This window comes from Arthrobacter sp. DMZ02-1R, assembly GCF_057747935.1.
The window spans coordinates 251,405-277,900 of the sequence record NZ_CM173230.1 but is presented as its reverse complement, the minus strand read 5'-3'; the positions used below and the strand labels follow the sequence as shown (position 1 = coordinate 277,900).

The window sequence follows — 26,496 nt, the reverse complement described above, 5'->3', positions numbered from 1 at the left end:
CGCTCTACGGGCACCCAAAATATCGGCGGCAATGAGCCTGGGCGGGTCAAAGAGGGATGACCTCAGTGAGCGATTGCGTCCGCAGAGACGCTTTCGGCAGCTTCTTCATCCTGTGTCCCGGCAGAGGCCTTCGGCGTTGGCACGGACAGGACCGCGGCCACACCTACGGCTGCTGCTATGGCCCATACGGAGAAGTTAATGAAGTTCCCGAGTGCCGCGGCGACGAGGACCCCGCCTCCTGAGATTGCCAGTACGGCCCCGATCCGTCCCACGCCCAAGGTGATCCCAAGGGCGGTGGCCCGGGTCGCGCCTGAGAAGTAGGTAGCAACGAAACCGTTGACGAGGATCTGTGCTCCGACTGAGCCAAAGCCGACTACCGCTACTAGTGCGTACATGGCCACCAGGGGCATGGTTCCGGTGCCCATGAGCACCAGCGCGAGTCCGGAGCTGGCGAACGACGTGGCAGTGACCATACGCGGACCGAACCTGTCTGCCAGGCGCGAGGATACAAGCACACCCACGACGGCTCCGATGTTGACCGTCAAGAGAAAGGACAGGGACGACGTGAGGGAGTACTTGGCGATGACCATGAGCTGGGGAAGCCAGGTGTTCAGGCCGTAAACCAGAGTCTGGCCGCAGATTCCGGCAAGGCAGAAGAGGATCATCGCACCAAGGAGCCGACCGGTCAGCAGGGTGCGGAAACGGCCCTTTTCGGGGGCGTCGCCTTGAACCCGCGCCGACGGCAGTTGGTCCAGTCCATAGTCCGAGATAATGCGCTCGGCGTGGGCACGGTCCCCTTTTGCTGCGAGGTACGCAGGGGACTCGGGAAGAAACCTGAACAGCAAAGGCGCGACGGCGATGAGGGGAATGCCTCCCAGAGCCAGCATGCCTTGGAATCCCAGCGCGGGAAGGAATGAGAGTGCAAGGAGCGCGGCGAGGATCCCACCGACGGCGTACCCGGAGAACATGAGGGCGTTGTTGAAGTTGCGGCGGTTCGATTTGGAGAACTCCACGGTCAAGGCGATCGCCGTCGGAATCACCCCGCCCAGCCCAAGGCCGGCGAAAAACCGGAACAAAACGAAAAGTTCGGGCGTCGGCGCCCAGGCGGTCAGCAGCATCAACAGCGAGAAGGACGCGATGGAAACCATCATGACCGTCCTGCGTCCGACCACGTCGGTGAGGTATCCGATGAGGATCGCCCCGATGAACATTCCGGCCAGTGCGTAGCTGCCAATGGCGCCGGTCTGTACCGGAGTCAGGCCCCAGGGCTTGTACGCCAGGAGTTTGGGAACGATTGCACCGTAAACGACCAGATCGTAGCCGTCGAAGACGATGGCCAGGAAGCAAAGAAAGATGACAACGGCCGCCGACTTGCCAGGGCGAACCGGAATTGAGGAAGGCGATTGAAAAGCCATTGGGGACTCCAGGTGATATACACGACGTTGTGGCTGTGCCAGAGATGATGGGGTCGCTCGGGGGGCGTTTGTGACCTGACCCACAACTGAATGTAACATATACGTGTTGTTCGTCAAGATATTTGTTGCACGTATATTCGCGTCACATGCGCTCAGAGGCGCCGGAAGTATGGAGGAACCAGATGGATTGGAAACCCAGAGCCGTGATTCTGGACCTCTTCGGGGACTACCTCCGCTACGCCGGGGGCGAAGTCAGGCTTGCTGACATCACGGAACTTCTCGCCGTCTTCGACGTCGAGGCCGCAACGGTCCGCGTCAACCTGTCGCGACTTCGCAAGGAGGGCTGGTTCACTACCCGGCGCATCGGGAGGGAGACGGTCTATTCACTCACACCCCACATGCTGGAGATCCTCGACGAGGGACGCGAACGAATTTTTCGGCGTCGTGATGAGAACTGGAAAGGCCGGTGGACCATGGCCATCTACCAGGTTCCCGAATCCGAGCGTGCCGTCCGCGAACAGTTGCGGAAGCAGCTCGCGTGGCATGGGTTCGGCCAATTGTCGCCATCCACCTGGCTGAGCCCGCACGACTTGATGTCCGAGGTCCGCGAAATTGCCGCCGAAAACCCCCTCGCAAAAGTCGACGCCCTCTGGTGCGGGACCGACGATCCCCAAGAGGACAGGGATCTTGCGGCGCGGTGCTGGGATCTGGAGCAGCTGGGGAAGGACTACGAAGACTTCATCCGCACCTATGCCGCACTGAACGACGAGGTGGCTAACGCGGGCAAGGATGGACGAACGGCGCTTGTCGAACGGATGCGCATCATCGGCGACTATCGCCGCTTCCTCTTCCGGGATCCCTACCTCCCCCGGGAGTTGCAGCCCCAGGATTGGCCGAGCATCCACGCGTACAACCTCTTCGGCGCCGCACATCGTCAGCTTGGTCCCGCAGCTACTGAATTTGTGGCCGACATCATCGGCCAGCCCGTCGGACAGGGGCGCGAAGTCGTGGCCTGAATGCAGCACTGCCGCGACCTCCTTCTTTCGCGACCGCCTCGACATGTAACAAGTTATTGACGTTCAGCATAAATTGGTTACATAATTTGGGAAGACCCCTCTTTTTCCCTCCCAAACCTAGAAGGTGGCATCGATGGCACTTCGCGTAGCCTGCATTGGCGGCGGTCCCGGCGGACTGTTCTTCTCAACCCTGTTCAAGCAGACCGTCCCCGACGCAGAGGTGGTGCTCTTTGAACGTAACCAGGCCTCGGATGCCTTCGGCTTCGGCGTGGTTTTCTCGGACGCAACCCTGAATCGGATCAACGATGCGGACCCTGTTGTGCGGGACGGGCTGCGGGACTTCGGCACCCACTGGGAGGACATCGAGGTCCGGCTCAAGGGCGAACAGAAGTCTTTCACCGGCAACGGCATGGCCGCGATCTACCGCAAGACACTCCTAAAGCTCATGCAGGAGCGTGCGGCAGGGGTCGGCGTCGATATGCGTTTTGGCCAGTACGTGCCCGAGCTTTCCCAGCTCGACGATTTCGACTTGATCGTCGGTGCCGACGGCGCCAACTCATCGACCCGCGAACAGCTGGGCGAGAGCCTGGGCCACACCGCTGAGACTGCAACGGCCAAGTTCATCTGGTTCGGCACCACTTACAAATTCAGCGGGCTCACCTTCGTCCACCGGCAGAGCGAGTTCGGGAACTTCGCCGTTCACGGCTACCCGATCAGCGAGGACTTGAGTACCTTCATCGTGGAAACGGACGAGGCGACGTGGCGGAGGGCCGGCCTTGACGAATTCGATGCCAGCCAGCCCCCGGGCCCTTCCGATCTGAAGACCCAGCGGTTCCTGGAGAAACTGTTCGCCGAAGACATCGCCGGTGAGCCGCTGGTGGCCAACAACTCCCGCTGGGCAAATTTCCGCACCCGCAGGACCCGCTCCTGGCACAAGGGAAACGTGGTCCTGCTCGGCGACGCCGTGCACACCGCGCACTTCTCCGTCGGTTCCGGCACCAAGATGGCCATAGAAGACGCCATCGCCCTCGTCCGTGAAGTAGCAGCCCACCAGGACGACCTCGAACTGGCCTTCACCAACTATGAGGCCGAGCGCCAGCCACCGGTCGCCAAGATCCAGAACCAGGCACGCGGCGGACTCAGCTGGTGGGAACACTTCGCCCGGTACTACACCGCTTTCGACCCCACCCAGTTCACGTTCCACTTCTTCTCCCGCAGCATCGACATCGACAAGATCCGCCAGCGCGACCCGGGGCTTGTTGAATCGACGGAACAGGACTGGCTGGCCAGGCACGGGAACACGCCTCTGGAAACAACGCTCGACGTCGGGCATGTCCAGTTCGGCGGGCGTCTGCTTTCCCTTATTCACGACGCCGGCCAGGCCGCCTTGACGGGGCCAGGCGGCCGGATTCCCCTGGTCACCGACCCCGCCGACGCCGACGCCGACACAGGACTGCTGCTCACCGCACCGGATACCGAAGAGGGTTTGGCCGCTGCCTTCGGGCAACTGCCAGCCCAGGCTGCAGCCATTGTTGTCCAGGGCGGCAACCCGTTCACCCGGATCCTCCTCTCCGAGGAGGCTCGGCTCGGCCGCGGCCTGACAAGCGTCATCGTCGATGACCGGGGCCCGGTGTCAGCCTTGACGCTGGTCCTCTCCGGTCGGGCCGACGCCATCGCCACCTCGGACAAGGAAGCAATCGATGCATAAGCTGGCTCCCCTGTTTGCTCCACGGGGCATCATCGTCGTTGGCGCTTCCTCCAACCCCGATAAGCTCGGCGCCGTCATGGCGCAATCACTGTCCAATTACCCGGCTCCCGTGGAACTCGTGAACAGCCGCGGTGAGGACGGGATGCACACCAGCATCGCTGAAGCCGCCGCGGCCATCCCTGGCGGCCCGGATCTGGCAGTGCTCTGCGTGCCTGCCGCCGCCACCGCGCAGGCGCTACGCGAAAGTGCAGCGAACGGCGTCAAAGCGGCCTTGGTCTGCGCCGGAGGTTTCGCTGAAGCCGGCGGACCCGGCGTCGAATTCGCCCACCAGGTTCAGACCGCTGTCCGGGAGACCGGAATCCGACTTCTCGGCCCGAACACGTCCGGCTTCTTCGTTCCCCACCGCAAGCTGCGGGCCAGCTTCGTACCCGGGGTCGCGGAACTGGAACCGGGTTCGGTAGCTGTTGTAGCCGCCAGTGGCGGGGTCAACCACGTCCTGGCCTTCCACCTTCAGCGCTCCGGTGCCGGTGTCAGCCTGGCTGTCGGCATCGGCGCAGGTACCGGCATCACCGCGCCCGACGTCCTGGATTACCTGATCACCGACGGGCAAACGAAGGCAGTTGCACTGCACTTGGAAACCGTCGCCGACGGACCGGCCCTCATCGACGCCGTCTCACGCCTCAGCGCGGTCAAGCCAGTGGTCGCACTGGTGGTCGGCCGCAACGATGTTTCCGAATTTGCCCAGTCCCACACCGGGGCGTTGGCCACATCCTGGCGCACCACGCGAGCCGTCCTGAAGCAGGCCGGCGCCGTGATCGTCGACGACGAAAACCAGCTGGTTGCCGCCGTCACCGCTCTGGCGGGGCGCCGGCTTGCGCCAGCCGCAGAACCCGGCGTCGGACTCATCACAGGGCAGGCCGGCCCGGGGCTGTTGATCGCCGATGCCCTCCACAGTGCCGGCGTGTCGCTGCCCCGCTTGGCACAGCACAGCCAGGACACCATCGGCACATTGCTGCCGCCGTTGACGTTCCAGGCCAACCCGGTGGACACCGGCCGGCCCGGGCCCGGCTACGAGAAAATCGTCGCGGCAGTGGCCGAGGACCCGGCCATCGATGTCGTCGCGCTGTACGGACTGACCGAACCCGTTGCCGACCTGCCACTCGCCGTCGCCAATTCCGGGCTGGCTAACACGATGCCGTTCGTGATCGGCGTGGACGGCCCCGACGGAGACGTGGAGCGTACCCGGAAATCCGCCCAGCAGCATGAGCTGCCGCTCATCTGCGGACCGACATCGCTGGCACACGGGATCACTGCTTTGGTCAACGACGCCCGGGGGCAGTTCCAACGTGCACAAGCTCCTGCCGCCGGATTACTCACCTGGCCGGATCTCGAAGGACCTTGGGATGAGAACCGCGCCAAGGAACTCCTCGGCGCACTCGGTATCGCCACACCTGCACGGCGCAGTTGCAGCACCCGCGCCGCCGCCCACGAGGCACTCGCCGAGCTGGGCGGTCCGGTCGCTGTCAAGCTGCTCGATGCCGCCGTCCTGCATAAAACCGAAATCGGCGGCGTGCACCTGGGGGTGGACTCCCCCGAAACCATGGACCGGGCACTGGTCGGCCTCGAGGCCGCCGGAGCCCGCGAATTCCTGATCGAAGCAATGGCACCCTCCGGCGTCGATCTGGTGGTCGGCGTTCGCCGAGATCCCGTTTTCGGACCCATCGTTGTCCTGGGTCTCGGCGGCACCGCAGCCGAGGTCTACGCCGATATCTCCATCCGTTCCGTGCCGCTAGCAGTCCGGGCCGCTGAGAGCATGCCCGGTGACCTGCAGGCCCGTGAACTCTTGTATGGCTTCCGCTCCGGGCCGATGCTGGACACAACGGAACTGGCAGGACTACTGGTCAAGCTCGGCGATGCGCTCCTTTCCAATGACGAAATTGCCGAGATCGAAATCAATCCCCTGCGCCTGACCCGTGACGGGCTCCTGGCGCTGGATGCCGTAGTTATCAATGTCGAGGAGGACATTAAATGACTAGCCACACCAGCGAGGGCACCATCCCCTGGCCAGCGGACCTTGCCGCGGAGTTTCGCGGAAAGGGCTACTGGGAGGACCGCAGCCTGGGCAGCTACGTTGTCGAAACGGCCGACCGGCTGCCGGACAAGGTCGCGATCGTGGACGGTGACGTACGGCTCAGCTACGCCGAGCTTGCCAACCGAACGGACGCAGCTGCGGAACGCCTGCTGCAGCTAGGGCTCAAGGCAGATGACCGCATCATGGTCCAATTGCCAAACGGCTGGCAGTTCGCGGTGCTGACCCTGGCGTGTTTCCGCGCCGGCATCATCCCCGTGATGGCGCTGCCGGCACACCGGCAATATGAGCTGTCCTTCCTCACGGGACTCTCCGAATCCCGAGCCATCGCCGTACCGGACGTCATCAAAGACTTTGACCACCAGTCGATGGCCGAAGACCTCGCCTCAACCATTCCGTCTTTGGAAATCATCCTCGTCTCCGGCGCAGCGAAGCTGCCGAACGTTCGTCTCGAAGAAATCCTGGCGCCCGGCAAAGACGTCTCGGGCGCCCGCGCGCGCCTGGATGCCTCTGCTCCATCACCGGATTCGCCGGCCCTGTTTCTGCTCTCAGGGGGAACCACCGGGCTGCCCAAACTCATCGCCCGGACCCACAACGACTATGCCTACAACATCAAAGCCACGTCAGGTGCCACAGGAGTCACCGAACACACTGTCTACCTGGGTACCCTACCGGCTAGCCACAACTTCCCCCTGGCCTGCCCCGGAATTCTCGGCATCCTCTTCGCCGGGGGCCGCGTGGTCATGCTGCCCAGCCCGGAACCCCGCAAGGCCTTCGCCGCCATCGAACGCGAAAAGGTGACACTGTCAACGGCGGTGCCCGCTGTGGCCCAGCGATGGATCGAGTACCAGCAAGAAACAGGAACCAGCCAACTGACCAGCCTCGAAGTGCTTCAGGTCGGCGGCTCCCGGCTGCCCGATGAAATCGCGCGGAAGGTGAAGCCCGTACTGGGCGCGACCCTGCAACAGGTCTTCGGCATGGCAGAAGGACTCATCAACACCACTCGCCTGGACGACCCCGAAGACGTCATCTGCACCACCCAGGGACGCCCCGTGTCCGAAGCCGATGAAATCCGCATCGTGGATGAGGCCGGCAACGACCTTCCTGATGGTGTGGCTGGATCCATCCTGACAAGAGGCCCCTACACCCCCAGGGGCTACTACCGCGCACCCGAGGCCAATGCCCGGGCTTTCACCCCCGATGGCTGGTACGCCAGCGGTGACATCGTCGAGCGGCGGCCCGACGGTAACCTCATCGTTCAAGGCCGCGACAAGGACATGATCAACCGGGGCGGCGAAAAGATCTCCGCCGAGGAAATCGAAAGCCTCGTCTACCGCATCGAAGATGTCACCATGGCAGCCGCCGTCGCGATGCCCGACCCACTGCTCGGCGAACGGCTGTGCCTCTACATCACCGTCAGGCCCGGACACGACGTCACCCTTCAACAGATCCAGGAGATGCTGCGCCAGACCGGAGTTGCCGCGTTCAAAATCCCCGAACGACTCGTGGTCCTCGACGAACTGCCCACCACAAAAGTGGGCAAGATCAACAAGAAAGACCTCCGAGCCGACATCGCAGAACGTCTGGCTTCCGCTAGCGCCCACGGAAAATGAGGATTGTCAGGATGGCACAACGCACGAATCCACGTTTCACGGGCGTCCGGGCCGCGCAGTGCTGCCGTCATTTGGCGTCTGGGCTCAGGTGCCGGTAGACAGTGGCGCGGCTGGCCCCGATGACCTTTCCGACGTCGGCCGGCTTGAGGCCCTAGGCCTTAAGCGTTGGGCTCGCGGGCCCGCTTGACGTTGGGGTGGTTGGTCGCCGCAAACAGGTCTGGCTCGAAGTGTCCAGAGTCCGACAGCGGATGATCGACCCGGACGGCAGTGGTGAAATGCCCCGCGAAGGTCCGAACGGTCAGGGGGTGCATGGTGGTGCGGTCGGGGCTGGGCCGTCGAGGAGGTGGACTGGAACCTGGCGCAGCGGTTTCAAAAGCGCACCGACTGGCTCCTGCTCTCGGAATTGAGGAAGGCGCGTCCATGAATCTCCTCGCGACCGCTGGCGCCACGCACGGAACGGCACACGCCGCAGTCTCCATCGAGGGCGAGCACCGGCTTCACCTCGTAAGATTGTCGGCGACGTGCACAGGCGCTGAGGAATATCCACGCCTTCAAATGACGGACCGCACCAGACCCCCGGAGTTGGATTAGCTAGGCCACTAAGCGATATACCCGCGATCCTGCCGTCACGCAGCACCGGACGACTGGCGTCCTCGCCCTACGCGTCCGCAATCAACTTGCAGGCATTTTTCAGGTCCTTCTCGGCATCGAAAAGCGAGATCCGACGGCAGTTGACCGACTGGACCAGACCACTTATCACGTGCAACAGAATCCGCGCCCTGCCAGCGTCGCCGATCGCCGCTGTGACCATCTCGGCAGAGAGCACTTCGATGTCTCTCAAAAGCACAGGGATGTCACCATCGCGGGTATCCCACGTGCGGGAAAGACAGTGTTCGACGGCGGGCTGCATGACCCGCATATGGAAAATCTCCATCCCGAGTCCGGTGAGCTCCTGCTGGCTGCACCGCGAAGACGCTGGCTTGGCATCATTGAGTTCCCGTAGCTGCTGCCGGTAGACCGCAAGCATCAGATGGACCGTGGACGGAAAGTAGCGGTAGAGCGTCCCCAGCGGAACGTGGGCCCTGGTGGATACGTCCGAAAGGCTCACGGTATCGAACTGCCGCTGGGCGAATCCTGCGGCAGTCTTCAGTATCCGGGCGTAGCGCAGTTGCTGTCTCGGCGTGGTGGGAGCGGCCGCCATTTGGGGCAACCCCGCGGCCAGATCCAGCGAATACGGTTCCAAGGAGTTCGGTTCGGACATTTCCGGCGTTCTGTTGGTTTGGGCTTCGTTCTGGGAGATAGCGCGGCCCCCCAAAGGCCGGGTGCGTCCTGACAATGATACGGCAGCAAGTTGTCAGTTCCCTGAGAACGGATTCGCAGGCTATGCGACGCCCTTGATCTTCACCACGAATACCGCCCCCAGCAGACCGATAACAGCTGCGGCCACGTACAGCGAGACATAGCCACCCCAGAACACAACGAAAAAAGGGGCAATCGCCGGCGCAATCACCTGTGGCAAGGAGTTGGCCACATTGATAACACCAAGGTCCCGGCCCCGGTCCAGCGCAGTGGGCAGCACTTGGGTAATGAGGGCGAAGTCGACCGCCAGGTAGGCACCAAAGCCGATACCGAGCACTACCGCGCCAGCAATGGCTCCTGTCCAGGTGGGGTCGAACCCAAGGATCAAGGCAGCTAGCGAAATGACGATGGAGGAGATAATCACGAGGGGTTTCCGTTTGCCCATGCGGTCGCTGATGGCACCACCCACCACGCTTGTGACAATCACCATGACGGCATAGAGGCCAGTGAGGATGAGAACCCCGAACTCAGGCTTGATGCCCTGCATTTCCTCAAGATGCACGGCATCCTTGAGGAAGAAGAGCAAGTACAACGTGACCATGTGGTTGCCGACATTGACCAGGAATCTCGTCAGCCAGGCCCACGCGAAATCCGGATACTTGACCGGCGAGACCCAGAACCCCTTGAGAAAGTTCCACAGCCTGAAGGGTGAGCGGTCCCCCGCCGGGAGCCGGACGTCGTCGTTCTTGAAAAGATAGAGCACGACGCCAGCCAGCAGCGCAGCGGCGCACACGACATAACCGAGGGCAAAGTTCCCCGAAACCACGGACGCGATCACCGCGCCCGCCAGGATCCCCACGGTTTGGCCCAAGGCAGCAAGGCCTCCGACCGCGCCCCGCTGTTGCACCGGCACCCGGTCCGGAATAGCCGCTGTGATGGCCGCATAAGCTCCATTGCAGCCGGCCTGGACAAGGCACCACAGAATAGTCATGACGGCCACGTTCGGAGCACCAGCGAGGGCCAACAGGGCTGCCGCGCCGAGGATAGCACCGAGGAGCACCCACGGTACGCGCCGTCCGAAGCGTGACGTGGTGCGGTCGCTGAAAGCACCGAACAAGGGGTTCGCCACCAGCGACACAGCGGCGCCGCACCCCGTAACAAGCGCAAGGATGGCTTCCTTCTGGCCTTCGTCAAAGTGGATGGCCTGCTGCCCAAGCAACACCTGGATGGGGCCGAAGAAGGCAGCGTTGATGCCCACATTGACAAGCACCACTCCGGTGACCCAGAGCGAACGGACGCGCTCTACAGGCTCGGCGAGCGCCGTCGTCGAACCTTGTGTTTGAGCAGGATTGTGGGCAGGATCTGTCACGGGCCTTTCAGGCAATGAACCGGGCAGATCGGACAGGCTCATGACGGTGCTCCCCTAGCGGCTTGACGTGTGGATTTCAGCCTAGCGCTGTGGGGGTACGATGCGTTGTCATGAAGGCACCTATGTGGACAAGCGGACCGTCCCGGACGCGCTAGGGTGAGTCCGCACCCGTTAGGGTAACTCCAACGGACCGAGGAGGATCAACGATGAACATGCCAGCGAACCCAATCAACACCGCCGATCTTTACGACGAGCGCGGCGAAGATGTTGAGTCAATATCACTGCAGTTCCAGGACCTTGGCGGGGTCTCCCATTTCAACGGCCCCGCGCGCACCATCAAGTGCTTCGAGGACAATGCCCTGGTAAAGACCGTTCTGGCAACCCCTGGCGACGGAGCAGTGCTGGTCGTAGACGGCTACGGCTCGCTGCGCACTGCCCTGATGGGGGACATGATCGCGGAGAGCGCAGTCGCGAACGGCTGGGCCGGCGTCGTGATCAATGGGGCCATTCGCGATCGCGTGGCGATCGCGAAGCTGCCTTTAGGCGTCAAAGCCCTCGGAAGCAATCCCAAGAAGAGCTCCAAAGTGGGCCGTGGAGAAGTGGACATCGCCTTGGTGATCGACGGAGTGCACATCGAGCCCGGCAACCTGATCTACTGCGATCCCGACGGGATTCTTGTAGAGCGGTGACAATTTTCTCCCCATTCGGGTAAGACAGGGAATACGGGAGCGATTAGGATAGTTACTGAAAGCAACTATCCTGCTTAATTCCCCTTTTCTTCGACCCCTTGGAGAAGCAATGTCCAAAGCCACGCCCGTCCGGGCCGCCGGTGAAGTCCTGACGCACCGTCAGACGCTGACCGTCATGGTGGGCCTCATGCTCGGCATGTTCCTGTCCTCCCTGGATCAGACCATCGTGTCCACGTCCATTTACACGATCGCCAACGACCTCGATGGCCTGTCCTTGCAGGCATGGGCCACCACGGCGTACCTCATCACGTCCACGGTGAGCACCCCGCTGTACGGCAAGCTCAGCGACATCTTCGGCCGCCGCCCGCTCTACCTGGCCGCGATCCTGATCTTCCTGGCCGGCTCCTTGTACGCCGGTTCGGTGCACTCCATGACCGAGCTCGCCGTTGCCCGCGGGATCCAAGGCATGGGCGCCGGCGGTCTGCTGGCGCTCGCCCTAACCATCATCGGCGACATCGTTGCCCTCAAGGACCGCGCAAAGTACCAGGGCTATTTCATGTCCGTCTTTGGCGTTTCCTCGGTCCTCGGTCCCGTAATCGGCGGCGCTTTCGCTGGCTCGTCCAACATCCTCGGCTTCTACGGCTGGCGCTGGGTCTTCTTCATCAACCTGCCCATAGGCCTGGCCGCGTTGGCCGTGGTGTTCCTTTACTTGCACCTGCCCGCGAAACACGTCAAGCAGAAGATCGACTACTGGGGCGCGGCGGCCATCACCTTGGCGATCGTTCCGCTGCTGCTGGTGGCCGAACAGGGACGCAGCTGGGGCTGGACCTCCGTCAATTCATGGATCTGCTACGCGCTGGGCTTCGTTGGCATCGTCGCGTTCCTGCTGGTTGAGAAGCGCGCCGGCGACTACGCACTGATTCCCCTGCGGCTCTTCAAGAACATCACCTTCGGCCTGTCCTCCCTGCTGAACTTCATCATCGGCATCGGCATGTTCGGGGCCATCGCGATGCTCCCGATGTACCTGCAGCTGGTCAAGGGCCTCACCCCCACCGAAGCCGGCCTCATGATGATCACCTTCACGGTGGGCATCCTCTTCGGTTCCATTACAGCGGGACGGACCATCTCGGCGTCGGGCGTTTTCCGGATCTTTCCGATTCTCGGCACGGCCATCCTGACGGCGGCTGCCGTTGTCATGGGCCTGTCCCTTGGCGTGGACACCGGCTTGTGGGTTCCCGGCCTGATCGCCGTGTTCTTTGGCATGGGCCTGGGCTTCTGCATGCAGCCACTCACCCTCGCCATGCAGGTGTCCGTACCGCCGAAGGATATGGGCGTGGGCACCTCCACCGCGGCGTTCTTCCGTTCCATGGGCGGCGCCGTGGGTACCGCAGTGTTCATCTCGATGCTCTTCAGCCTGGCGGCCGACAAGATCGCCTCGGGCATGAAGGACGCCATCGGGAACGCGGACTACCTCAAGGTGCTCAAGGATCCTGCGGTTGCCGCCGATCCCGCCAACGCCAAGCTGTACGACTTCTTCAAGAACGGCGCCAGCAACGATTCGCTGAACGACACCAGCTGGCTGCACCACGCCAACCCGGTACTCACCCGGCCTATCACCGAGGGTTTCGCGCAGTCGATCGACGCCGTCATGCTGACCGCAGCGGCGCTGACCGGCCTCGCGTTCCTGATCAGCTTCGCCCTGCCGAACAAGAAGCTGACGGACCCGAAGGCGGCAGCGAAGGAATCGGTCTCGGCCCACTAGGTTCCGCTAGGCACCAAACCGCGTCACGGCAGGCAGTCTTTTGGGCTGCCTGCCGTTGCCGTTTCCAGCGTTCGTGCTGTGGAGTGCCCGACGGCGACGCAAGAGTTTGCGTGGCGTGACACGTCCGGGGGCGTGACGCTCTCTGTCTTGGCCCGACGTCGGGCTCCTTACACGAGATGCGGTTCGTGCGACTTCAGGAACCGGCGGCCGCCCACGGCCACCAGGATCGCGAATGCCAGGGCAACCGCCGCGGCAAAGAACGGAACCTGCGGGCCGAAGTGCTCACCTAGCTGGGCTGCGGCAAACGGAGCCAGCGCCCCGCCCATCCAGCGCACAAAGTTGTAGCCGGCCGAGGCCACCGGACGCGGCGAATCGGAAACTTCCATGGCCAGTTCGGTGTAGAGCGTGTTGTTGATGCCCAGCAGGGCTCCGGCCACAATGACCAGTACGACGACGGCGGTCACCGAGTGCCCCGCGGCCAGTCCCAGCCCGGCGAGGTCGAGCAAGAGGGCACCGAGGGTGCCGACCAGGACGTTGGTGGTGCCGAAGCGCCGCTGCAGCACGGGCGCCACGAAGACTGAGAACACAGCCACGGCCACGCCCCAGCCGAAGAACACTGCGCCGATACCGTAGGCATCCATGCCCAGGATGAACGGGGTGAAGGCCAGGATGGTGAAGAAGCCGTAGTTGTAGAACAGGGCGCTGGCTGCCGTGGTGCGAAGGCCCTTGTGGCCCAAGGCAAGGAGCGGGTCACGGAGGCGAGCCTTCGCTGCCGGGGCCGGAGTCTTGGGCAGGAGCACCATCAGGGCGATGAAGGAAACCGCCATGAGGACCGCTGTGCCGAAGAACGGTGCGCGCCACTGCCATCCGCCCAGGAGTGCGCCGAGCAGAGGGCCGAGGGAAATGCCCAGGCCGAGGGCGGCCTCGTACAGAATGATGGCGGTTCCGGTTCCGCCGCTCGCGACGCCGACAATCACGGCAAGCGCGGTGGCCACAAAGAGGGCGTTACCGAGTCCCCAGCCGGCGCGGAATCCGACGAGCTCACCCACGCTGCCGGAAAGACCGGACAGTGAGGCGAACACGACAATCAGGGCCAGGCCGATCATGAGGGTCTTCTTGCCGCCGATCCGGGAAGAGACGAATCCCGTCACGAGCATCGCGACGGCAGTGACCAGGAAGTAACTCGTGAAGAGCAAGGACACCTGGCTGGGGCTGGCCTGGAGGTTCTTGGCGATGGCCGGCAGGATCGGATCCACCAAGCCGATGCCCATGAAGGCGAAGACGGCGGCAATCGCCGTGGCCCACACAGCCTTGGGCTGCTTGAGGAACGAGGCTTTCTCGGCCTCGAGGGTTTCTTCCGCTGGCTGCAGTTGGTCTGCGAGCTGGCCTTTCATGGACTGCTCTCCTAGTTTGGCTCGTCTTAGTTCTGGACTGAATTGTTGATTTTGTCGAACACCGGAAGTGCGGCCTCGACGGCGTCGCGCTCCGCTTGGCTCAGGGTCCCGAGAATCCCGGCGATGAATTCGTTGCGCCGGCGGTCTGCATTCTCGACGGCGGCACGCCCCGCCGGCGTCGCGGCGACGCGGACGGCGCGGGAATCGTCCGGGTCTGCTTCGCGCTTGACCAGGCCGGCGCGCTCAAGCTTGATGATCTGCTCCGTGGCGCTAGGGACCTTGACCCCAAGGTTCCGGGCGATCCCCCCGACGCGTGCACCGCCGTCGAGCGCCATCTTGAGGACGCCAAGCTGAGCCGAACTGAGTTGCTCCTCGGAATCGAGGCGACGCATTACGTAGACGCTCTGCCGCAGGGCTTCCCGGAATGATTGGGCGAGGGCGAGGAGCGAATCGTCAGCTTGATTGATACTCATATTTAGGCATCCTAACAGTTAGGATGCCTAAATATCAAGGGATGCGCGCCTCATTTAACAAGGGCCCTTTTCGGCTTCCTTGCTACAGCGCCAGCTTCAATCCCTCGTGACTGGCCACAAAGCCCAGACGTTCATAGAAGCGATGGGCGTCCTTGCGGGATTTGTCGCTGGTGAGCTGGACCATGGTGCAACCACGGCGCCTGGCCTCTTCGATGGCCCACTGCATCATTGCGGCACCAACGCCATGGTCCCGCAGCTCGGCAGCGACACGCACGGCCTCGATCTGGCAGCGGAGCGAGCCCTTCCGCGCCAAGCCCGGGATGAAACTCAGCTGGAAGGTTGCCACGCAGGCGCCGTTCAAGTGGCCTACCACCAACAATTGGGCGGGATCCTCGTTAATCTGTTGGAATGCCTGCAAATAGGGGCCAACGTCCTCGGCGTTTTCGCGGGAACTGCCCAATTGATCAGCTGCGAGCAATCTCAGAATGGCAGGGAGGTCCTCCCAGTGGGCCCGGCGGAGCGTGAAGACTCCTTCGTCCAGAACCATGCTCAACAGCGGCTTTACTCCTGGATTTGCGTGACTCATAAGACTAGCCTGACACAGCCCGGGACTTGTTGCACGAATTTTGAGTGAAACGTTCAATCGCAACTTCTTGGATGGTCCACGGCTATTTTCACGACCCTCCTGCACTTTTGGGGGTCCAAACCGAAACCCTCCTGCACTTTAGGGGTCCAAACCGAAACCCTCCTGCACTTTTGGGGGTCCAATCCGAAACCCTCCTTCACATCATGTGAAAGAGGGCTTCGTACTACCCGCCAAAGGTGGGCGTGACCCTCCAGGACGAGCAATCCGATCACGAATCCAGCGAACAGCCCGACGAAAAGAAACGCCGCAATACGAGCCGCGGACTGGAACGCATGGCCGTTATTACAGTTTCCCCGTGGGCACGCTATCCGGTGCGGCCTTCTTGCTGCTGGCCTCACGGAAAAGCAGCTGGACAAGGCTCGGCTTTTGGGCGAATGTGGCAACAGCCACGGTTTTGCGCACGAACTCATCCGAGGTGAGCTGCTGCAGCATGGAGTCCGCAAGGTCGGTCCGTGACGTGAAAATGCCATTGATATAGCCGACGGCCATCTTGTAGTCCGTGATGGATTCGGTCTCGAAAAGGCCGGAGGGCCGCATTATTGTCCAGTCCAAACCACTGGCGGCGACGGCCGTTTCCATTCGTCGCATGTCCTCGTACAGAGTCTTCCCGAGCAGCTTGGTAACGAGAGGCTGCAGCACTTTGTCGAAAAGGAACCCGCCATGCGGGCCGGCCGTCGTGTCGGTGGCGCTTGAGCTCACGCAGACCAATCGACGGACGCCGTGGTTGCCCATTGCCCAGATGATGTTGCAGGTGCCCACTGAATAAACCGTGATCGGCTGGCGGCTGTATGGAACACCGAGGGTTGAGAGAACAGCATCATTTCCTTCGACGACGGCGCTCACGTCCTCGAGGTTGTACACATCGGCGCCGACCACGCGTAAGCCGGGAGCGGAAAGCGGGAAATCGTGCGGCCTGCGCGTGGCAGCGGTGACGACATGTCCGGCGTCGAGCGCTTGTGCGGTGAGAATCCTTCCGGTGGGGCCGTTTGCCCCGAATACTGCAATCTTCATGTGATGCGGCCTCCGGTATTCTTGTCCTAGGAAAACCATACAATACAGAAACGATATCATATGAGTTCCATATCAAATCAAGAAGCCGCAACACCTCGTCTTCGGCGGCGTGCTGTTGCTGAGCTCAAGGCGGAGCTTCGCGGCGTACGCGTGCAACTATCGGTGCTCAATCACCAGGTCGGCACTCAAGCCGAGCTGAAGGACGTTGACCTTGATTGCCTTGACCTGATCTCGAACCGGGGGCCGCTCAGCCCGAGCGTACTGGCCAAACACGCCGGCCTGCACCCAGCCACCATGACCGGCATCCTCGACCGGCTTGAACGCGGAGGCTGGATTGCACGGGACCGCGATCCCTCCGACCGGCGCGCCGTGGTAATCCGGGTTCTTCCGGACAGAAACGCCGAGATGTTCCGCCTCTACTCGGGAATGAACAGCCTCATGGACACCGTCTGTGCAGACTACGACGACGCTGAAATCGCCGTCATTACCGACTTCCTGCGGCGCGTCCAGGCCGCCGGACGAACGGCGTCGGAAGAGCTCGGCAGCTAATCGACGCTCGCTCACCTTTGGGGCCCAAAACGCTCACCCTCCTGCACATCAAAAGTGAAGGAGGGTGAGCGTTTTGGCCGTCAGATCTGCAGGAGGATCGCCCGAAAGCGGCCCAAAGGTGAGCGAGCGTTCGGGAAAAAGCCCGCAGATCTGCAGGAGCGTTCGGGAAAAAGCCGTCAGAACTGCAGGAGCGTCGCTCGGCGACCAGAGCCCCGGCGGCCAGAGCCGAAGAGTCCAGGGCGGGGTTTAGGCCTCGGCCTTGCGGTCTTCGATCAGCTTCTGCACCTGCGGGAACAGCGGGTGCGTCGGCGGCAGTTCGGTAATGCGCTCAACCGCCTCGGCGGCGTCCATTTCGGCGAGCATCCGGGTGAGCTCCACGGCTTCGTCGTCTGCTCCGTCGTCGAAACGCAGGGCAGCGGACATCGCGTCGAGCAAGGCAACGGGAGTGACTCCCCGCTCGGCGAGCTCCGCGGCCGGGCCGATGAACCGTTCGTGCCGGCCCAGTTTGCGCAACGGAGCACGGCCCACACGATTCACTGTGTCCGGAAGGTACGGGTTGGTGAAGCGGGACAGGATCTTCTGCACGTACGCTTCCTGCTCGGCCTCGATGAAGCCGTGCTTGGCCACGAGAAGCTGCTTGGTTTCCTCCAACACGGCCCGTACTCGTGCGGCCACCGAGGCATCAGCCATGGCTTCGGAGATCTTCTCCAAGCCGGCGCCATAGCCGAAGTACGCTGCCGAGGCGTGGCCAGTGTTGACCGTGAACAGCTTGCGCTCGATGTACGGACCAAGCTCGTCAACGAAGGTCGCTCCCGGAATCACCGGGGGCGTACCCGCGAACGGGGTCCGGTCGATCACCCACTCGTAGAAGGTCTCCACGGTGACGTCCAGGCCCTGGCCGGGCGCCTGGTTGGGGACAATCCTGTCCACCGCGGTATTGGCAAACACCGCCACGGTGGAAAGGTCACCCGCGGCACCGTCCCACGCGGCCTGCACTTCCGAATGCAGCAGGTCCGTCGCGTTGATCGCGTTCTCGCAGGCCATGACCTGGAGCGGAGCCAACGACGGCGACCGGCCAGCCAGGCCGCGCGCGATCACCGGCGCCACGAACTTGAGGATGTGCGGCCCCACCGCTGTGGTGACGAGGTCCGCCGTCGCGATTTCCGCGACGACGGCAGCCTCCTCGGAGCCCGAATTCAGGGCCCGGAAACCGGACACGGTCTTGACCGCCGCATTTTCGCCAACCTCGTGGACCTCGTAGGAGGATGCGGAGGCGAGCTGGCTGATCAAGGCGTCCGCGACGTCGGCGAAGACCACCTCATATCCAGCCTCGTGCAGCAGCAAGCCGACGAATCCCCGTCCGATGTTCCCGGCCCCAAAATGGACTGCCTTCACTACGCGTTGACCTTTCCGAACAGATCCAGCAGTTCCTGTACCGACCCGGCCTGCTCAAGCTGGGCCACTTGCGCCTTGTCCGTGAAGATCTTGGCGATGGAGGACAGGATGTGGAGGTGCTCGTTGTCGATGCCGGCGACGCCGACGACGAACTTGACCTGCTTGCCGCCCCAGTCGATGCCTTCGGGGTAGCGGACGATCGACACACCGGAGTGCAGGATGTGGTTCTTTGCGGCGTTGGTGCCGTGCGGGATGGCAAGGAAGCTGCCCATGTACGTGGACACGGATTCCTCGCGCTCATGCATGGCTTGAATGTAGCCCATGTCTACGGAGCCGCGGTCCAGCAGGAGCTTGCCTGCCTCGTCGATGGCCGAGTCACGGTCCGTCGCGGTGCCGTTGAGGACCACGCTTTCGGCGAGCAGGACGTCCTTGCCCTCGACGGCGGTGGCCGGCTGGGCGGCAGGCTCGGCCGCCGTCGTGGTCTCCTCGGCAGCGGTACCGGAATTGCTGCTCTTGACCAGTTCCACGATCTCTTCGTACCGGGGACTGTTCATGAAGTTGTCCACGGAGACGTGCACGGCGCTGGAGGTAACCGGGCGGGCGCGCTCGGTCAGGTCCTGGTGCGTGACCACGACGTCGTAGGTGTCGCTGAGGTTGGCAATGGCAGAATTGGTGACCTTGACGTCCGGGAAACCGGCTGCCTTGATCTTGTTTCGCAGCACCGAGGCGCCCATGGCGCTCGAGCCCATGCCGGCGTCGCACGCAAACACGATGTTCTCGATAGGACGGGTCAGGACGGCGGTACCGCCACCGGCGCCCAGGAGGGCGGAGGAAACAGAGCTCTTCTTGCCCTTGAGCTCTTCCATCCTGGACGTTGCCTGGCCCAGCGCGTCCACATCGGTGGTTTTGCTGGTCCGCAGGATCACGGAGGCGATGAGGAAGGACACTGTGGCTGCGAGGAGCACAGAGAGTCCCACGCCGATGTAGCTGTCTTTCGCGGTCGCGGCAAAGACCGCGATGATACTGCCCGGGGCTGCCGGCGAACGCAAGCCTGCGCCGGTGACCACCAGGGTGAAGATGCCGGTCATGCCGCCGCCGATCGTGGCGAGGATGAGGATCGGCTTCATGAGAATGTACGGGAAGTAGATCTCGTGGATGCCGCCAACGAACTGGATGAGCGCGGCGCCGGGAGCGGAAGCGCGTGCCAAACCCTTGCCGAAGAACATGTATGCGAGCAAGACGCCGACGCCCGGACCGGGGTTGGCTTCAAGCAGGAACAGGATGGACTTGCCGTTTTGCAGCGCCTGTTCAGTGCCCAGTGGCGTAAGGATGCCGTGGTTGACAGCGTTGTTGAGGAACAGAACCTTGGCCGGTTCGATGAAGATGCTGGTGAGCGGCAGCAGGCCGTTGTGGACGAGGAATTCGACGACGGCGCTGGCACCATCGCTGAAGGCCTTCACCACAGGGCCAATCACCAACATGCCGAAGATGGCCAGGGCGGCACCGACGATGCCGGCGGAGAAGTTGTCGATCAGCATCTCGAAGCCCGGCTTGACCCGGCCTTCCCAAACCTTGTCGAGCTTCTTCATGATCCAGGCCGTGAGCGGACCCATAAGCATGGCACCGATGAACATCGGGATGTCCGTACCAACAATCACACCCATGGTGGCTGCGGCTCCAACCACGCCGCCGCGGATCCCATGGACCGCCCGACCGCCGGTGTAACCGATCAGGAGGGGCAGCAGGTATGTGATCATCGGGCCCACCAGCTTGGCTAGGTCCGCATTGGGAAAGAACCCGGCCGGAATGAACAGGGCGGTAATGATGCCCCATGCAATGAAGGCCCCGATGTTGGGCATGATCATGCCGGAGAGGAAAGTTCCGAACTTTTGGACACCAACGCGCAGGCTGGTGCGCGGCTTCGCAACGGTCACTGTTGCCATGTGTGAATTCCTAACGTGAGTCCCGCAGCAGTGCGGGATCAGTCGATATCTATCGAAGGAGGACAGCTCTAGGAGCTGCTGGAGATTCGGTGAAGCCATTCAAGGAAGAGCTTCAGCTCCGAACTGGATAGCTGGTCTGAATGCGAGGCTTGAAGTGCCGCATTCAGCGCGATTGCCGCAACAACAACGGACGACTTGCCGGAGTCGTCTACTGCGGCGCCACGGGCTGTTTCCGTGGACACGGCGAAAATCATGGAATCCCGGGTCATGGTGGAGAGCTCGAGGCTCCGGTCTTCCAATGGCTCTGCAATGAGCATGAGCGTGACACCAACGTTGGCTGCCAGGATGCTCCTTGCAGCCTCGCGCGGGGGTACGTTGATCTGCCCGGCAATGGCCGCCTTGCTCAGCATTTCCTCCAGAAGCGACTCGGCATCAGCCACGATGGCCGGCCTGCTTTCGGGACGGATATTGCCGAACATCACCAGGTAAAGGTGCGGTTGGGTAAGTCCGAACTGGACGTGGTTGTCCCACATCCGCCGGACGTCTTCCAGGGGTTCCCCAGAAGGTGCGAAGTCCCGCTCTCCCGCCACGTACTCCTCGAAGCCGGCAGCAACGACGGCGTCGAACAGCCCCTCCTTGTCGCCGAAGTGGTGGTAAAGGGTGGGCGCCGTGACGCCGGCAAGTTTGGTGATTTGGCGCGTAGAGACCGGCGACCCGTCCGAATTCGCCAGCAACTCGGCAGCTGCACGGAGCAGCCGAGTTTTAGGCGGAAGCTGGTCATCGAAACTCATAGCCGCTACCCTAGCACCTATAGCAACGCTATATGAAGTGAGTCACACGAGATTTTTTCGGACCCCGAGGCGCCGCAGCCGGCGGGTCCGATCCGAGAGCAGGAACAGAGGATTTCAGTGCAGAATTTCCAAGGAGTAGGCGTCAGCCCGGGCCGCGTCATTGGCACTATCCGTCAGATGCCCAAACCAGTCAGCGAACCGCCGTCGGGCGAGCAGCTAGCCGTGTCCACCACGGCGGAAGAAGCCGTCGCCGGACTGAAAGCGGCGGCCCAATCGGTCCACGACGAACTCAAGGCGCGCGCGGACAAGGCCAGCGGAGACGGTAAGGCCGTGCTGGAAGCCACCGCGCTGATGGCCAAGGACACCATGCTCCTGAAATCGGCCACCAAGCTCATCAACAACAACGGCAGCTCCGCGGAACGCGCCATCTGGGAAGCCGGCGCCTCGGTATCGGAAATGCTCCACAACCTGGGCGGGTACATGGCCGAGCGTGCCACTGACGTCTTGGACGTCCGCGCCCGGATCGTCGCCGAACTCCGCGGCGTCCCCGCCCCGGGGATCCCGGCGTCGGACACTCCGTTCATCTTGGTGGCCGAAGACCTGGCCCCGGCAGACACCGCAACGCTGGACCCCGCCACTGTGACAGCACTGGTTACTTCGGGCGGCGGACCGCAGTCCCATACGGCGATCATCGCGCGCTCGCTCGGCCTGCCCGCCGTCGTCGCTGCCCGCGGGGTGGACGAGATCCCGGACGGCACCGAGGTCTTTGTAGATGGCGCAGCCGGCTCACTTTCCCTCGAACCGTCCGAGGAGCAGCGCGCCGCCGCCCTCGCGTGGGTGGAAAACGCCGCCACGCTGGCGGTTTTTGATGGAAACGGCACGACGGCGGACGGCCACTTGGTTCCGCTTCTCGCCAACGTGGGCGGGGCCAAGGACGCTGCCGCGGCCGCCGCGTTGGGCGCCCAGGGCGTTGGCCTTTTCCGCACCGAATTCTGCTTCCTGGAACGTGATACCGAGCCGACTGTGCTGGAACAAGCCGCGGCGTACCGGGGTGTGTTCGATGCCTTCCCGGGCAAGAAAGTGGTGCTCCGGACCCTCGACGCCGGCGCCGACAAGCCCCTTCCCTTCCTCACCGATGCCACCGAACCCAATCCGGCCCTCGGTGTCCGCGGCTACCGCACCGACTTCACCACGCCCGGCGTTTTGGAACGCCAACTCGAGGCAATCGCCATAGCGGCCGAGGAATCAGAAGCCGATGTGTGGGTCATGGCGCCCATGATCTCGACGCCCGCCGAAGCCTCCCGTTTCGCCTCGCTGTGTGACGCCGCCGGGATCAAGACTCCCGGCGTCATGGTGGAAGTTCCGTCTGCGGCTCTGACCTCGGCCTCGGTCCTGCGCCACGTAGGCTTCGCGTCACTGGGCACCAACGACCTCACGCAGTACGCCATGGCCGCCGACCGGCAACTCGGCCCCCTTGCCGAGCTCAACACCCCGTGGCAGCCTGCGGTCCTGCGCTTGGTGCAGCTGACCGTCGCGGGCTCTGCGGAAGAGGGCAACAACAAACCCGTTGGCGTCTGCGGTGAAGCGGCCGCAGACCCGGCCCTCGCCGTCGTACTTGTTGGCCTGGGCGTGTCCACGCTATCCATGACCGCCCGGTCCCTGGCCGCCGTCGGAACCGTGCTCAAAACGGTGACTCTGGAACAGGCGCGGGAGCTGGCCCGCTTGGCGCTCAGCGCTTCGGACGCCCTCGATGCCAAGGCCTGGGTCCGTGCCAAGCTGCCGATCCTTGAGGAACTCGGGCTCTGAGCCCCGCCGCACCAACCCGTATCTGAACACAAGGAGAAACCATGCCCGAACGCACCGCCACCATCGCCAGCCGCTCCGGACTGCACGCCCGCCCCGCGGCGATCTTCGCGGAAGCCGCAGGGGAATCCCCGGTTGAAGTGACCATCGCGATGGCCGGAGCCCCCGCCGATGACGCGCTCGACGCCGCCAGCATCCTTTCGCTCATGACGCTCGGCGCGGCGAAGGGCGACGTCGTGGTGCTGCGGGCAGAGGGCGACGGCGCCGGCGCTGCTTTGGATTCCCTGGTAACCCTGTTGGAAACAGACCTCGACGCCGTTTAGTGCTGAGCTTGCGAAGGCTGGGAGCCGGTGGGTGGGCCCACACCGGCGAGGGCCCCGGCCTGAGCTTGCGAAGGCTGGGAGCCGGTGGGTGGGCCCACACCGGCGAGGGCCCCGGCCTGAGCTTGCGAAGGCTGGGAGCCGGTGGGGACTGTGGCCGGCCGCAAGGGCCGGCCACAGCTTCCGGGGGTCTCTACCGGAATACGCGCCACCAAGTACGGGGGGACCGCGATGGCGCGCTGTCTGTTTGTGGGACCAGGCGCCGAATCATGACGCGGAAATTGGAATCTTCTTTAACGGCCCTCATCAATTCCTCCAACCCGACGCTCACTCACATATGAAGGCTCCTTTCCCGACCCTCCTCCAGATATGACGGCCTCCAACCCGACGCTCACTCACATATGGCAGCGTCCTGCCCAACGCTCCTGCAGATACTCACAGCGGTAATTAGCGTCGTTCCGGCAGCGCTGACCGGGTGACAAGCGTTGCTCAGGACCCCAAACTGCTCATAGGCGATTGTCCGGACCGCGCAGTCGCCCATGGGCACCACCAGCCGAAAGGGGCCGGGAATGCGCAAGCCCAGTGCCGCCGTCGCCTTCTATGCGCTCAGTACTGTACTGCTCCCGGTCTCGCTGCTCGGCTATGCGATCTGGGTATGGAAGCTCCTGGCCGCGAAGCCTTCCGGCGTGTCGACAAGCGCGCAAGCACCGCTCTCCGTCCGTCAGGTGGGCGATGCACAATTTCCGCCTACGCGAAGACCAGGCCGCGAACCGGCTGTTGCCCATCCTGCCCGGCGTGCCTTGGCTGGGCATGCGGTTGGCATTCTGGCCGACGGTCTTCGCGCACCGCGTCACAGGCTTCGTCCCAAAGACCTTCCGGTACCCCTTCGAGGGCGAGATACCTCCACAAGCCGAGGCGTCGGCCAGGGTCACATTCTTCGACGGGTCCCTGGACCGCTTCCTTCCGGGGATCGACCAGTTGGTCATCCTCGGAGCCGGCTTCGACACCCGCCCATACCGCCTCCCGCAGGACACGCAGGTCACTTCCTTCGAGGTTGATGCCCCGAAGACGCAGGCAGTCAAGCGCGAGATACTGATCAAGGCAGGAATCGACGCACGCAGGGTCACGTTCGTGACAGCGGACTTCGAGAAGGACGACTGGCTCGCCAAACTCGTGGACGCAGGGTTCGACCCCCGGCGCCCAGCTCTATTCCTCTGGGAGGGCGTGACGATGTACCTCGACCGGGGAGCGATCGAGGACACACTGAGCAAAGTTGCGAGTTGCGCCAAGGGCAGCCTGCTCGCGTTCGACTACTTCACGACCGAGACCCTCGAGTCGAACACGCCGTACTGGCGGTACGGGAGGGCTGCGGCCAAAGCAGTGGGAGAACAGTTGAAGTTCGGCGTGGACAGTGCACCACCGTCGGGAGAGCGTCTATCCGAACTTCTCCGATCCCGTGGATTGGCGCTACTCGAACTGCATGTGCTCGGTCGTGAGACCAACAAGAAGCGCGCGTGGGGTGGCTTCGCGATTGCCGTGGTGGAGTGACGCCATGGCTCCAGCGACCGCACCGGGATGAGGGAAATAGGGCCTGCAGATCTGCAGGAGGGTTCTGTCGAATGGGCTCAAATCTGCAGGAGGGTTCTGTCAAAAGGCCGTAAAGGTGAGCGGGCGTCACAGAGTGAGCGGACGTCACGAGGGGCAAGGAGCAAGAGGCAAGCCGCTCAGGCGAAGGCGGAGATGCCCGTAATGGAGCGTCCTATGATCAGGGCCTGGACGGTTTCCGTGCCCTCATATGTATGGATGCCTTCGATATCGGCGAAGTGCCGCGCCACGCGGTTGACCAACAGGATTCCGTTGCCGCCCAGCAGGTCACGCGCGTTCGAGGCGATGCTGCGGGCGGTGCGGGTACAAGTGAACTTCGCGAGCGCCGCCTGCGCGGGGGTCAGGACGCCTTCTTCGTCCAGCCTGGTCATCTGCATGACCATGAGCTGCATGGTGGCGAGCTCGGAGTGCATGCGGGCAAGACGCTCCTGCACAATCTGCGAAGCTGCCAGCGGGCGGCCAAACTGCCGGCGCTGGACGGCGTACTGCACCGCAGTCTCGTAGCAGGCAGTGGCATGCCCGACGGCGGACCAGGCCACTCCCAGCCGGGTCGCCAAAAGGACGCGGGCGGTGTCCTTGAAACTCCGGGCGTCCGGAAGGACGTTTTCCGCCGGCACGAAGACGTTTTCCAATCGGATGTGTGCCTGAAAGATGGCCCGCAGCGAGAGCTTGCCCTCAATGGTGGTGGCGGAGTAGCCGGGGGAATCCTGCGGGACAAGGTAGCCATGGACCTGCCCGTCGCCTCCCCGGGCCCAGACCACCGTCACGCCGCCGATCGAGCCGTTGCCGATCCACTTCTTTTCGCCATTGAGGACATAACCGCCCTCGACGGCTGTTGCAGTGGTTTCGAGCCCTACCGAGTCGGAGCCGTGCGCCGGTTCGGTCAACGCGAAGGCCCCATACTCCTCGGCCCGGGAAAGCGCTGGAAGCCAGCGGGCCTGCTGTTCGGGAGAACCGCATTCGGCCACGGAACGCAATGCCAAACCACCTTGTACCGCCACCACGGTGCCGATGGAGCCGTCTCCGCGGCTCAGCTCCATGGTGACCAGCCCGGCAGCGGTCTTGCTCATGGCAGGGAACCCGTCGACGTCGATCCCGTCGCGCAGCAGGTCGAGTTCGCCCAGACGCTTCACGAGGTGCAGCGGGTACTCCGCGCGCTCCCAGTAGCCCGCGATGACTGGAAGGACTTCATCTTGGACAAAGGCCCGGGCGCGATCCCAGTAGGCGCGGTCCTCGTTGCTGATGTCCTTGAAAACGGAGGCCGGATCCGGGTCCAGCGCTTCGTTCAGGACATATTCGGGCTCCATTGTGCCAACCGGAAAAACAGCGCCATCCGGGAAAACAGCGCCAACCGGGAAAACGGCATTCAGTTCTGCGGAAGTGTCGTCGGACGTCGTCGTCATGGGGGAATCCTCGCTCTGGGGTTGCGATCTGCGACTCCCAGCATGCGCTGACACTCAGTTTCATGTCAAGGAACCCAGTTCCAGTGAGGGAGTTTCTGCTGGATCACTCCGCCGCGCCCAAAGACGGAGCCGCGAAACCACGGGGTTGTTTTGATTGGACACCCGACTGATCCAGCAGAATCCGACGCCCGCGACGAAAACGA

22 protein-coding genes are annotated in these 26,496 nt (G+C 63.2%); 11 read left to right on the top strand and 11 right to left on the bottom strand.

Features of this window, described 5'->3' with window-relative positions; genetic code table 11:
• Positions 1 to 62: 62 nt before the first annotated feature.
• A complete protein-coding gene (locus tag AC3ANQ_RS01265) occupies positions 63 to 1,415 on the bottom strand; it encodes an MFS transporter (protein ID WP_488303439.1) in 1,353 nt (450 codons plus the stop codon).
• A 182-nt stretch (positions 1,416 to 1,597) separates the two neighbouring features.
• Between AC3ANQ_RS01265 and AC3ANQ_RS01260 the strand changes: the two genes are divergently transcribed.
• The 5 genes from AC3ANQ_RS01260 to AC3ANQ_RS01240 all read left to right on the top strand — a co-directional run bounded on the left by AC3ANQ_RS01260 (position 1,598) and on the right by AC3ANQ_RS01240 (position 8,432).
• Entirely contained in the window at positions 1,598 to 2,431 is an 834-nt protein-coding gene (locus AC3ANQ_RS01260; protein WP_488303438.1) for a PaaX family transcriptional regulator, read from the top strand.
• Positions 2,432 to 2,564: 133 nt separating this feature from the next.
• On the top strand, positions 2,565 to 4,139 hold the full coding sequence (locus AC3ANQ_RS01255; protein WP_488303437.1) for an FAD-dependent monooxygenase: 1,575 nt from the start codon (positions 2,565 to 2,567) through the stop codon (positions 4,137 to 4,139).
• On the top strand, positions 4,132 to 6,171 hold the full coding sequence (locus tag AC3ANQ_RS01250; protein ID WP_488303436.1) for an acetate--CoA ligase family protein: 2,040 nt from the start codon (positions 4,132 to 4,134) through the stop codon (positions 6,169 to 6,171). The genes AC3ANQ_RS01255 and AC3ANQ_RS01250 overlap by 8 nt, the downstream gene beginning before the upstream one ends.
• Positions 6,168 to 7,841, top strand: a complete 1,674-nt coding sequence (locus tag AC3ANQ_RS01245; protein ID WP_488303435.1) for a (2,3-dihydroxybenzoyl)adenylate synthase — start codon at positions 6,168 to 6,170, stop codon at positions 7,839 to 7,841. The genes AC3ANQ_RS01250 and AC3ANQ_RS01245 overlap by 4 nt, the downstream gene beginning before the upstream one ends.
• A 420-nt stretch (positions 7,842 to 8,261) precedes the next feature.
• On the top strand, positions 8,262 to 8,432 hold the full coding sequence (locus AC3ANQ_RS01240) for a hypothetical protein (protein ID WP_488303434.1): 171 nt from the start codon (positions 8,262 to 8,264) through the stop codon (positions 8,430 to 8,432).
• Between the two features lie 67 nt (positions 8,433 to 8,499).
• Here AC3ANQ_RS01240 and AC3ANQ_RS01235 read toward each other — a convergent pair whose 3' ends face one another.
• Both AC3ANQ_RS01235 and AC3ANQ_RS01230 read right to left on the bottom strand, forming a co-directional pair.
• Entirely contained in the window at positions 8,500 to 9,102 is a 603-nt protein-coding gene (locus AC3ANQ_RS01235; protein ID WP_488303433.1) for a TetR/AcrR family transcriptional regulator, read from the bottom strand.
• Between the two features lie 120 nt (positions 9,103 to 9,222).
• Positions 9,223 to 10,551 carry an MFS transporter gene (locus tag AC3ANQ_RS01230; RefSeq protein ID WP_488303432.1) on the bottom strand — a complete coding sequence of 443 codons (1,329 nt, stop codon included), beginning with the start codon at positions 10,549 to 10,551 and terminating at the stop codon, positions 9,223 to 9,225.
• A 170-nt stretch (positions 10,552 to 10,721) separates the two neighbouring features.
• Between AC3ANQ_RS01230 and rraA the strand changes: the two genes are divergently transcribed.
• Together rraA and AC3ANQ_RS01220 are read left to right on the top strand one after the other, a co-directional pair.
• Positions 10,722 to 11,198, top strand: coding sequence for a ribonuclease E activity regulator RraA (gene rraA / locus AC3ANQ_RS01225; RefSeq protein ID WP_488303431.1), 477 nt, complete (start codon positions 10,722 to 10,724; stop codon positions 11,196 to 11,198).
• A 109-nt stretch (positions 11,199 to 11,307) separates the two neighbouring features.
• The gene (locus AC3ANQ_RS01220; RefSeq protein ID WP_488303430.1) at positions 11,308 to 12,960 is read left to right on the top strand and encodes an MDR family MFS transporter; all 1,653 of its coding nucleotides are present in this window, start codon (positions 11,308 to 11,310) and stop codon (positions 12,958 to 12,960) included.
• 167 nt (positions 12,961 to 13,127) lie between these two features.
• Here the strand turns inward: AC3ANQ_RS01220 and AC3ANQ_RS01215 are convergent, their stop codons facing one another.
• From AC3ANQ_RS01215 to AC3ANQ_RS01200, 4 genes are all read right to left on the bottom strand, one after another.
• Entirely contained in the window at positions 13,128 to 14,354 is a 1,227-nt protein-coding gene (locus AC3ANQ_RS01215; protein ID WP_488303429.1) for an MFS transporter, read from the bottom strand.
• Positions 14,355 to 14,380: 26 nt separating this feature from the next.
• Complete coding sequence (locus AC3ANQ_RS01210; protein WP_488303428.1) at positions 14,381 to 14,827, bottom strand: MarR family winged helix-turn-helix transcriptional regulator; 447 nt, start codon at positions 14,825 to 14,827, stop codon at positions 14,381 to 14,383.
• A gap of 82 nt (positions 14,828 to 14,909) precedes the next feature.
• A complete protein-coding gene (locus AC3ANQ_RS01205; protein WP_488303427.1) occupies positions 14,910 to 15,413 on the bottom strand; it encodes a GNAT family N-acetyltransferase in 504 nt (167 codons plus the stop codon).
• Between the two features lie 342 nt (positions 15,414 to 15,755).
• Positions 15,756 to 16,484: an NAD(P)-dependent oxidoreductase gene (locus AC3ANQ_RS01200; RefSeq protein WP_488303426.1), complete on the bottom strand. Its 729-nt coding sequence runs from the start codon at positions 16,482 to 16,484 to the stop codon at positions 15,756 to 15,758.
• 60 nt (positions 16,485 to 16,544) lie between these two features.
• Here AC3ANQ_RS01200 and AC3ANQ_RS01195 point away from each other — a divergent pair, with 60 nt between their 5' ends.
• Positions 16,545 to 17,033 carry a MarR family winged helix-turn-helix transcriptional regulator gene (locus tag AC3ANQ_RS01195; protein WP_488303425.1) on the top strand — a complete coding sequence of 163 codons (489 nt, stop codon included), beginning with the start codon at positions 16,545 to 16,547 and terminating at the stop codon, positions 17,031 to 17,033.
• A gap of 246 nt (positions 17,034 to 17,279) precedes the next feature.
• Here the strand turns inward: AC3ANQ_RS01195 and AC3ANQ_RS01190 are convergent, their stop codons facing one another.
• The 3 genes from AC3ANQ_RS01190 to AC3ANQ_RS01180 form a co-directional block, all read right to left on the bottom strand.
• Positions 17,280 to 18,428, bottom strand: coding sequence for a mannitol-1-phosphate 5-dehydrogenase (locus tag AC3ANQ_RS01190; RefSeq protein WP_488303424.1), 1,149 nt, complete (start codon positions 18,426 to 18,428; stop codon positions 17,280 to 17,282).
• Complete coding sequence (locus AC3ANQ_RS01185; protein ID WP_488303423.1) at positions 18,428 to 20,371, bottom strand: PTS mannitol transporter subunit IICBA; 1,944 nt, start codon at positions 20,369 to 20,371, stop codon at positions 18,428 to 18,430. The genes AC3ANQ_RS01190 and AC3ANQ_RS01185 overlap by 1 nt, the downstream gene beginning before the upstream one ends.
• A gap of 68 nt (positions 20,372 to 20,439) precedes the next feature.
• On the bottom strand, positions 20,440 to 21,162 hold the full coding sequence (locus AC3ANQ_RS01180; RefSeq protein ID WP_488303422.1) for a TetR/AcrR family transcriptional regulator: 723 nt from the start codon (positions 21,160 to 21,162) through the stop codon (positions 20,440 to 20,442).
• Between the two features lie 117 nt (positions 21,163 to 21,279).
• Here AC3ANQ_RS01180 and ptsP point away from each other — a divergent pair, with 117 nt between their 5' ends.
• The 3 genes from ptsP to AC3ANQ_RS01165 all read left to right on the top strand — a co-directional run bounded on the left by ptsP (position 21,280) and on the right by AC3ANQ_RS01165 (position 24,833).
• A complete protein-coding gene (gene ptsP / locus AC3ANQ_RS01175) occupies positions 21,280 to 22,968 on the top strand; it encodes a phosphoenolpyruvate--protein phosphotransferase (protein WP_488303421.1) in 1,689 nt (562 codons plus the stop codon).
• Positions 22,969 to 23,009: 41 nt separating this feature from the next.
• Entirely contained in the window at positions 23,010 to 23,288 is a 279-nt protein-coding gene (locus AC3ANQ_RS01170) for an HPr family phosphocarrier protein (protein WP_488303420.1), read from the top strand.
• A gap of 729 nt (positions 23,289 to 24,017) precedes the next feature.
• A complete protein-coding gene (locus tag AC3ANQ_RS01165; RefSeq protein WP_488303419.1) occupies positions 24,018 to 24,833 on the top strand; it encodes a class I SAM-dependent methyltransferase in 816 nt (271 codons plus the stop codon).
• A 176-nt stretch (positions 24,834 to 25,009) separates the two neighbouring features.
• Here the strand turns inward: AC3ANQ_RS01165 and AC3ANQ_RS01160 are convergent, their stop codons facing one another.
• On the bottom strand, positions 25,010 to 26,293 hold the full coding sequence (locus AC3ANQ_RS01160) for an acyl-CoA dehydrogenase family protein (protein ID WP_488303418.1): 1,284 nt from the start codon (positions 26,291 to 26,293) through the stop codon (positions 25,010 to 25,012).
• Positions 26,294 to 26,496: the final 203 nt, after the last annotated feature.

Coding starts and splice junctions, on each gene's coding strand:
- AC3ANQ_RS01215 (WP_488303429.1), bottom strand. CDS start 14,354: ATGAAAGGCCAGCTCGCAGACCAACTGCAGCCAGCGGAAGAAACCCTC.
- AC3ANQ_RS01220 (WP_488303430.1), top strand. CDS start 11,308: ATGTCCAAAGCCACGCCCGTCCGGGCCGCCGGTGAAGTCCTGACGCAC.
- AC3ANQ_RS01165 (WP_488303419.1), top strand. CDS start 24,018: ATGCACAATTTCCGCCTACGCGAAGACCAGGCCGCGAACCGGCTGTTG.
- AC3ANQ_RS01235 (WP_488303433.1), bottom strand. CDS start 9,102: ATGTCCGAACCGAACTCCTTGGAACCGTATTCGCTGGATCTGGCCGCG.
- AC3ANQ_RS01160 (WP_488303418.1), bottom strand. CDS start 26,293: ATGACGACGACGTCCGACGACACTTCCGCAGAACTGAATGCCGTTTTC.
- AC3ANQ_RS01240 (WP_488303434.1), top strand. CDS start 8,262: ATGAATCTCCTCGCGACCGCTGGCGCCACGCACGGAACGGCACACGCC.
- rraA (WP_488303431.1), top strand. CDS start 10,722: ATGCCAGCGAACCCAATCAACACCGCCGATCTTTACGACGAGCGCGGC.
- AC3ANQ_RS01185 (WP_488303423.1), bottom strand. CDS start 20,371: ATGGCAACAGTGACCGTTGCGAAGCCGCGCACCAGCCTGCGCGTTGGT.
- AC3ANQ_RS01245 (WP_488303435.1), top strand. CDS start 6,168: ATGACTAGCCACACCAGCGAGGGCACCATCCCCTGGCCAGCGGACCTT.
- AC3ANQ_RS01195 (WP_488303425.1), top strand. CDS start 16,545: ATGAGTTCCATATCAAATCAAGAAGCCGCAACACCTCGTCTTCGGCGG.
- AC3ANQ_RS01265 (WP_488303439.1), bottom strand. CDS start 1,415: ATGGCTTTTCAATCGCCTTCCTCAATTCCGGTTCGCCCTGGCAAGTCG.
- AC3ANQ_RS01200 (WP_488303426.1), bottom strand. CDS start 16,484: ATGAAGATTGCAGTATTCGGGGCAAACGGCCCCACCGGAAGGATTCTC.
- AC3ANQ_RS01210 (WP_488303428.1), bottom strand. CDS start 14,827: ATGAGTATCAATCAAGCTGACGATTCGCTCCTCGCCCTCGCCCAATCA.
- AC3ANQ_RS01230 (WP_488303432.1), bottom strand. CDS start 10,551: ATGAGCCTGTCCGATCTGCCCGGTTCATTGCCTGAAAGGCCCGTGACA.
- AC3ANQ_RS01180 (WP_488303422.1), bottom strand. CDS start 21,162: ATGAGTTTCGATGACCAGCTTCCGCCTAAAACTCGGCTGCTCCGTGCA.
- AC3ANQ_RS01170 (WP_488303420.1), top strand. CDS start 23,010: ATGCCCGAACGCACCGCCACCATCGCCAGCCGCTCCGGACTGCACGCC.
- AC3ANQ_RS01250 (WP_488303436.1), top strand. CDS start 4,132: ATGCATAAGCTGGCTCCCCTGTTTGCTCCACGGGGCATCATCGTCGTT.
- AC3ANQ_RS01255 (WP_488303437.1), top strand. CDS start 2,565: ATGGCACTTCGCGTAGCCTGCATTGGCGGCGGTCCCGGCGGACTGTTC.
- AC3ANQ_RS01260 (WP_488303438.1), top strand. CDS start 1,598: ATGGATTGGAAACCCAGAGCCGTGATTCTGGACCTCTTCGGGGACTAC.
- AC3ANQ_RS01205 (WP_488303427.1), bottom strand. CDS start 15,413: ATGAGTCACGCAAATCCAGGAGTAAAGCCGCTGTTGAGCATGGTTCTG.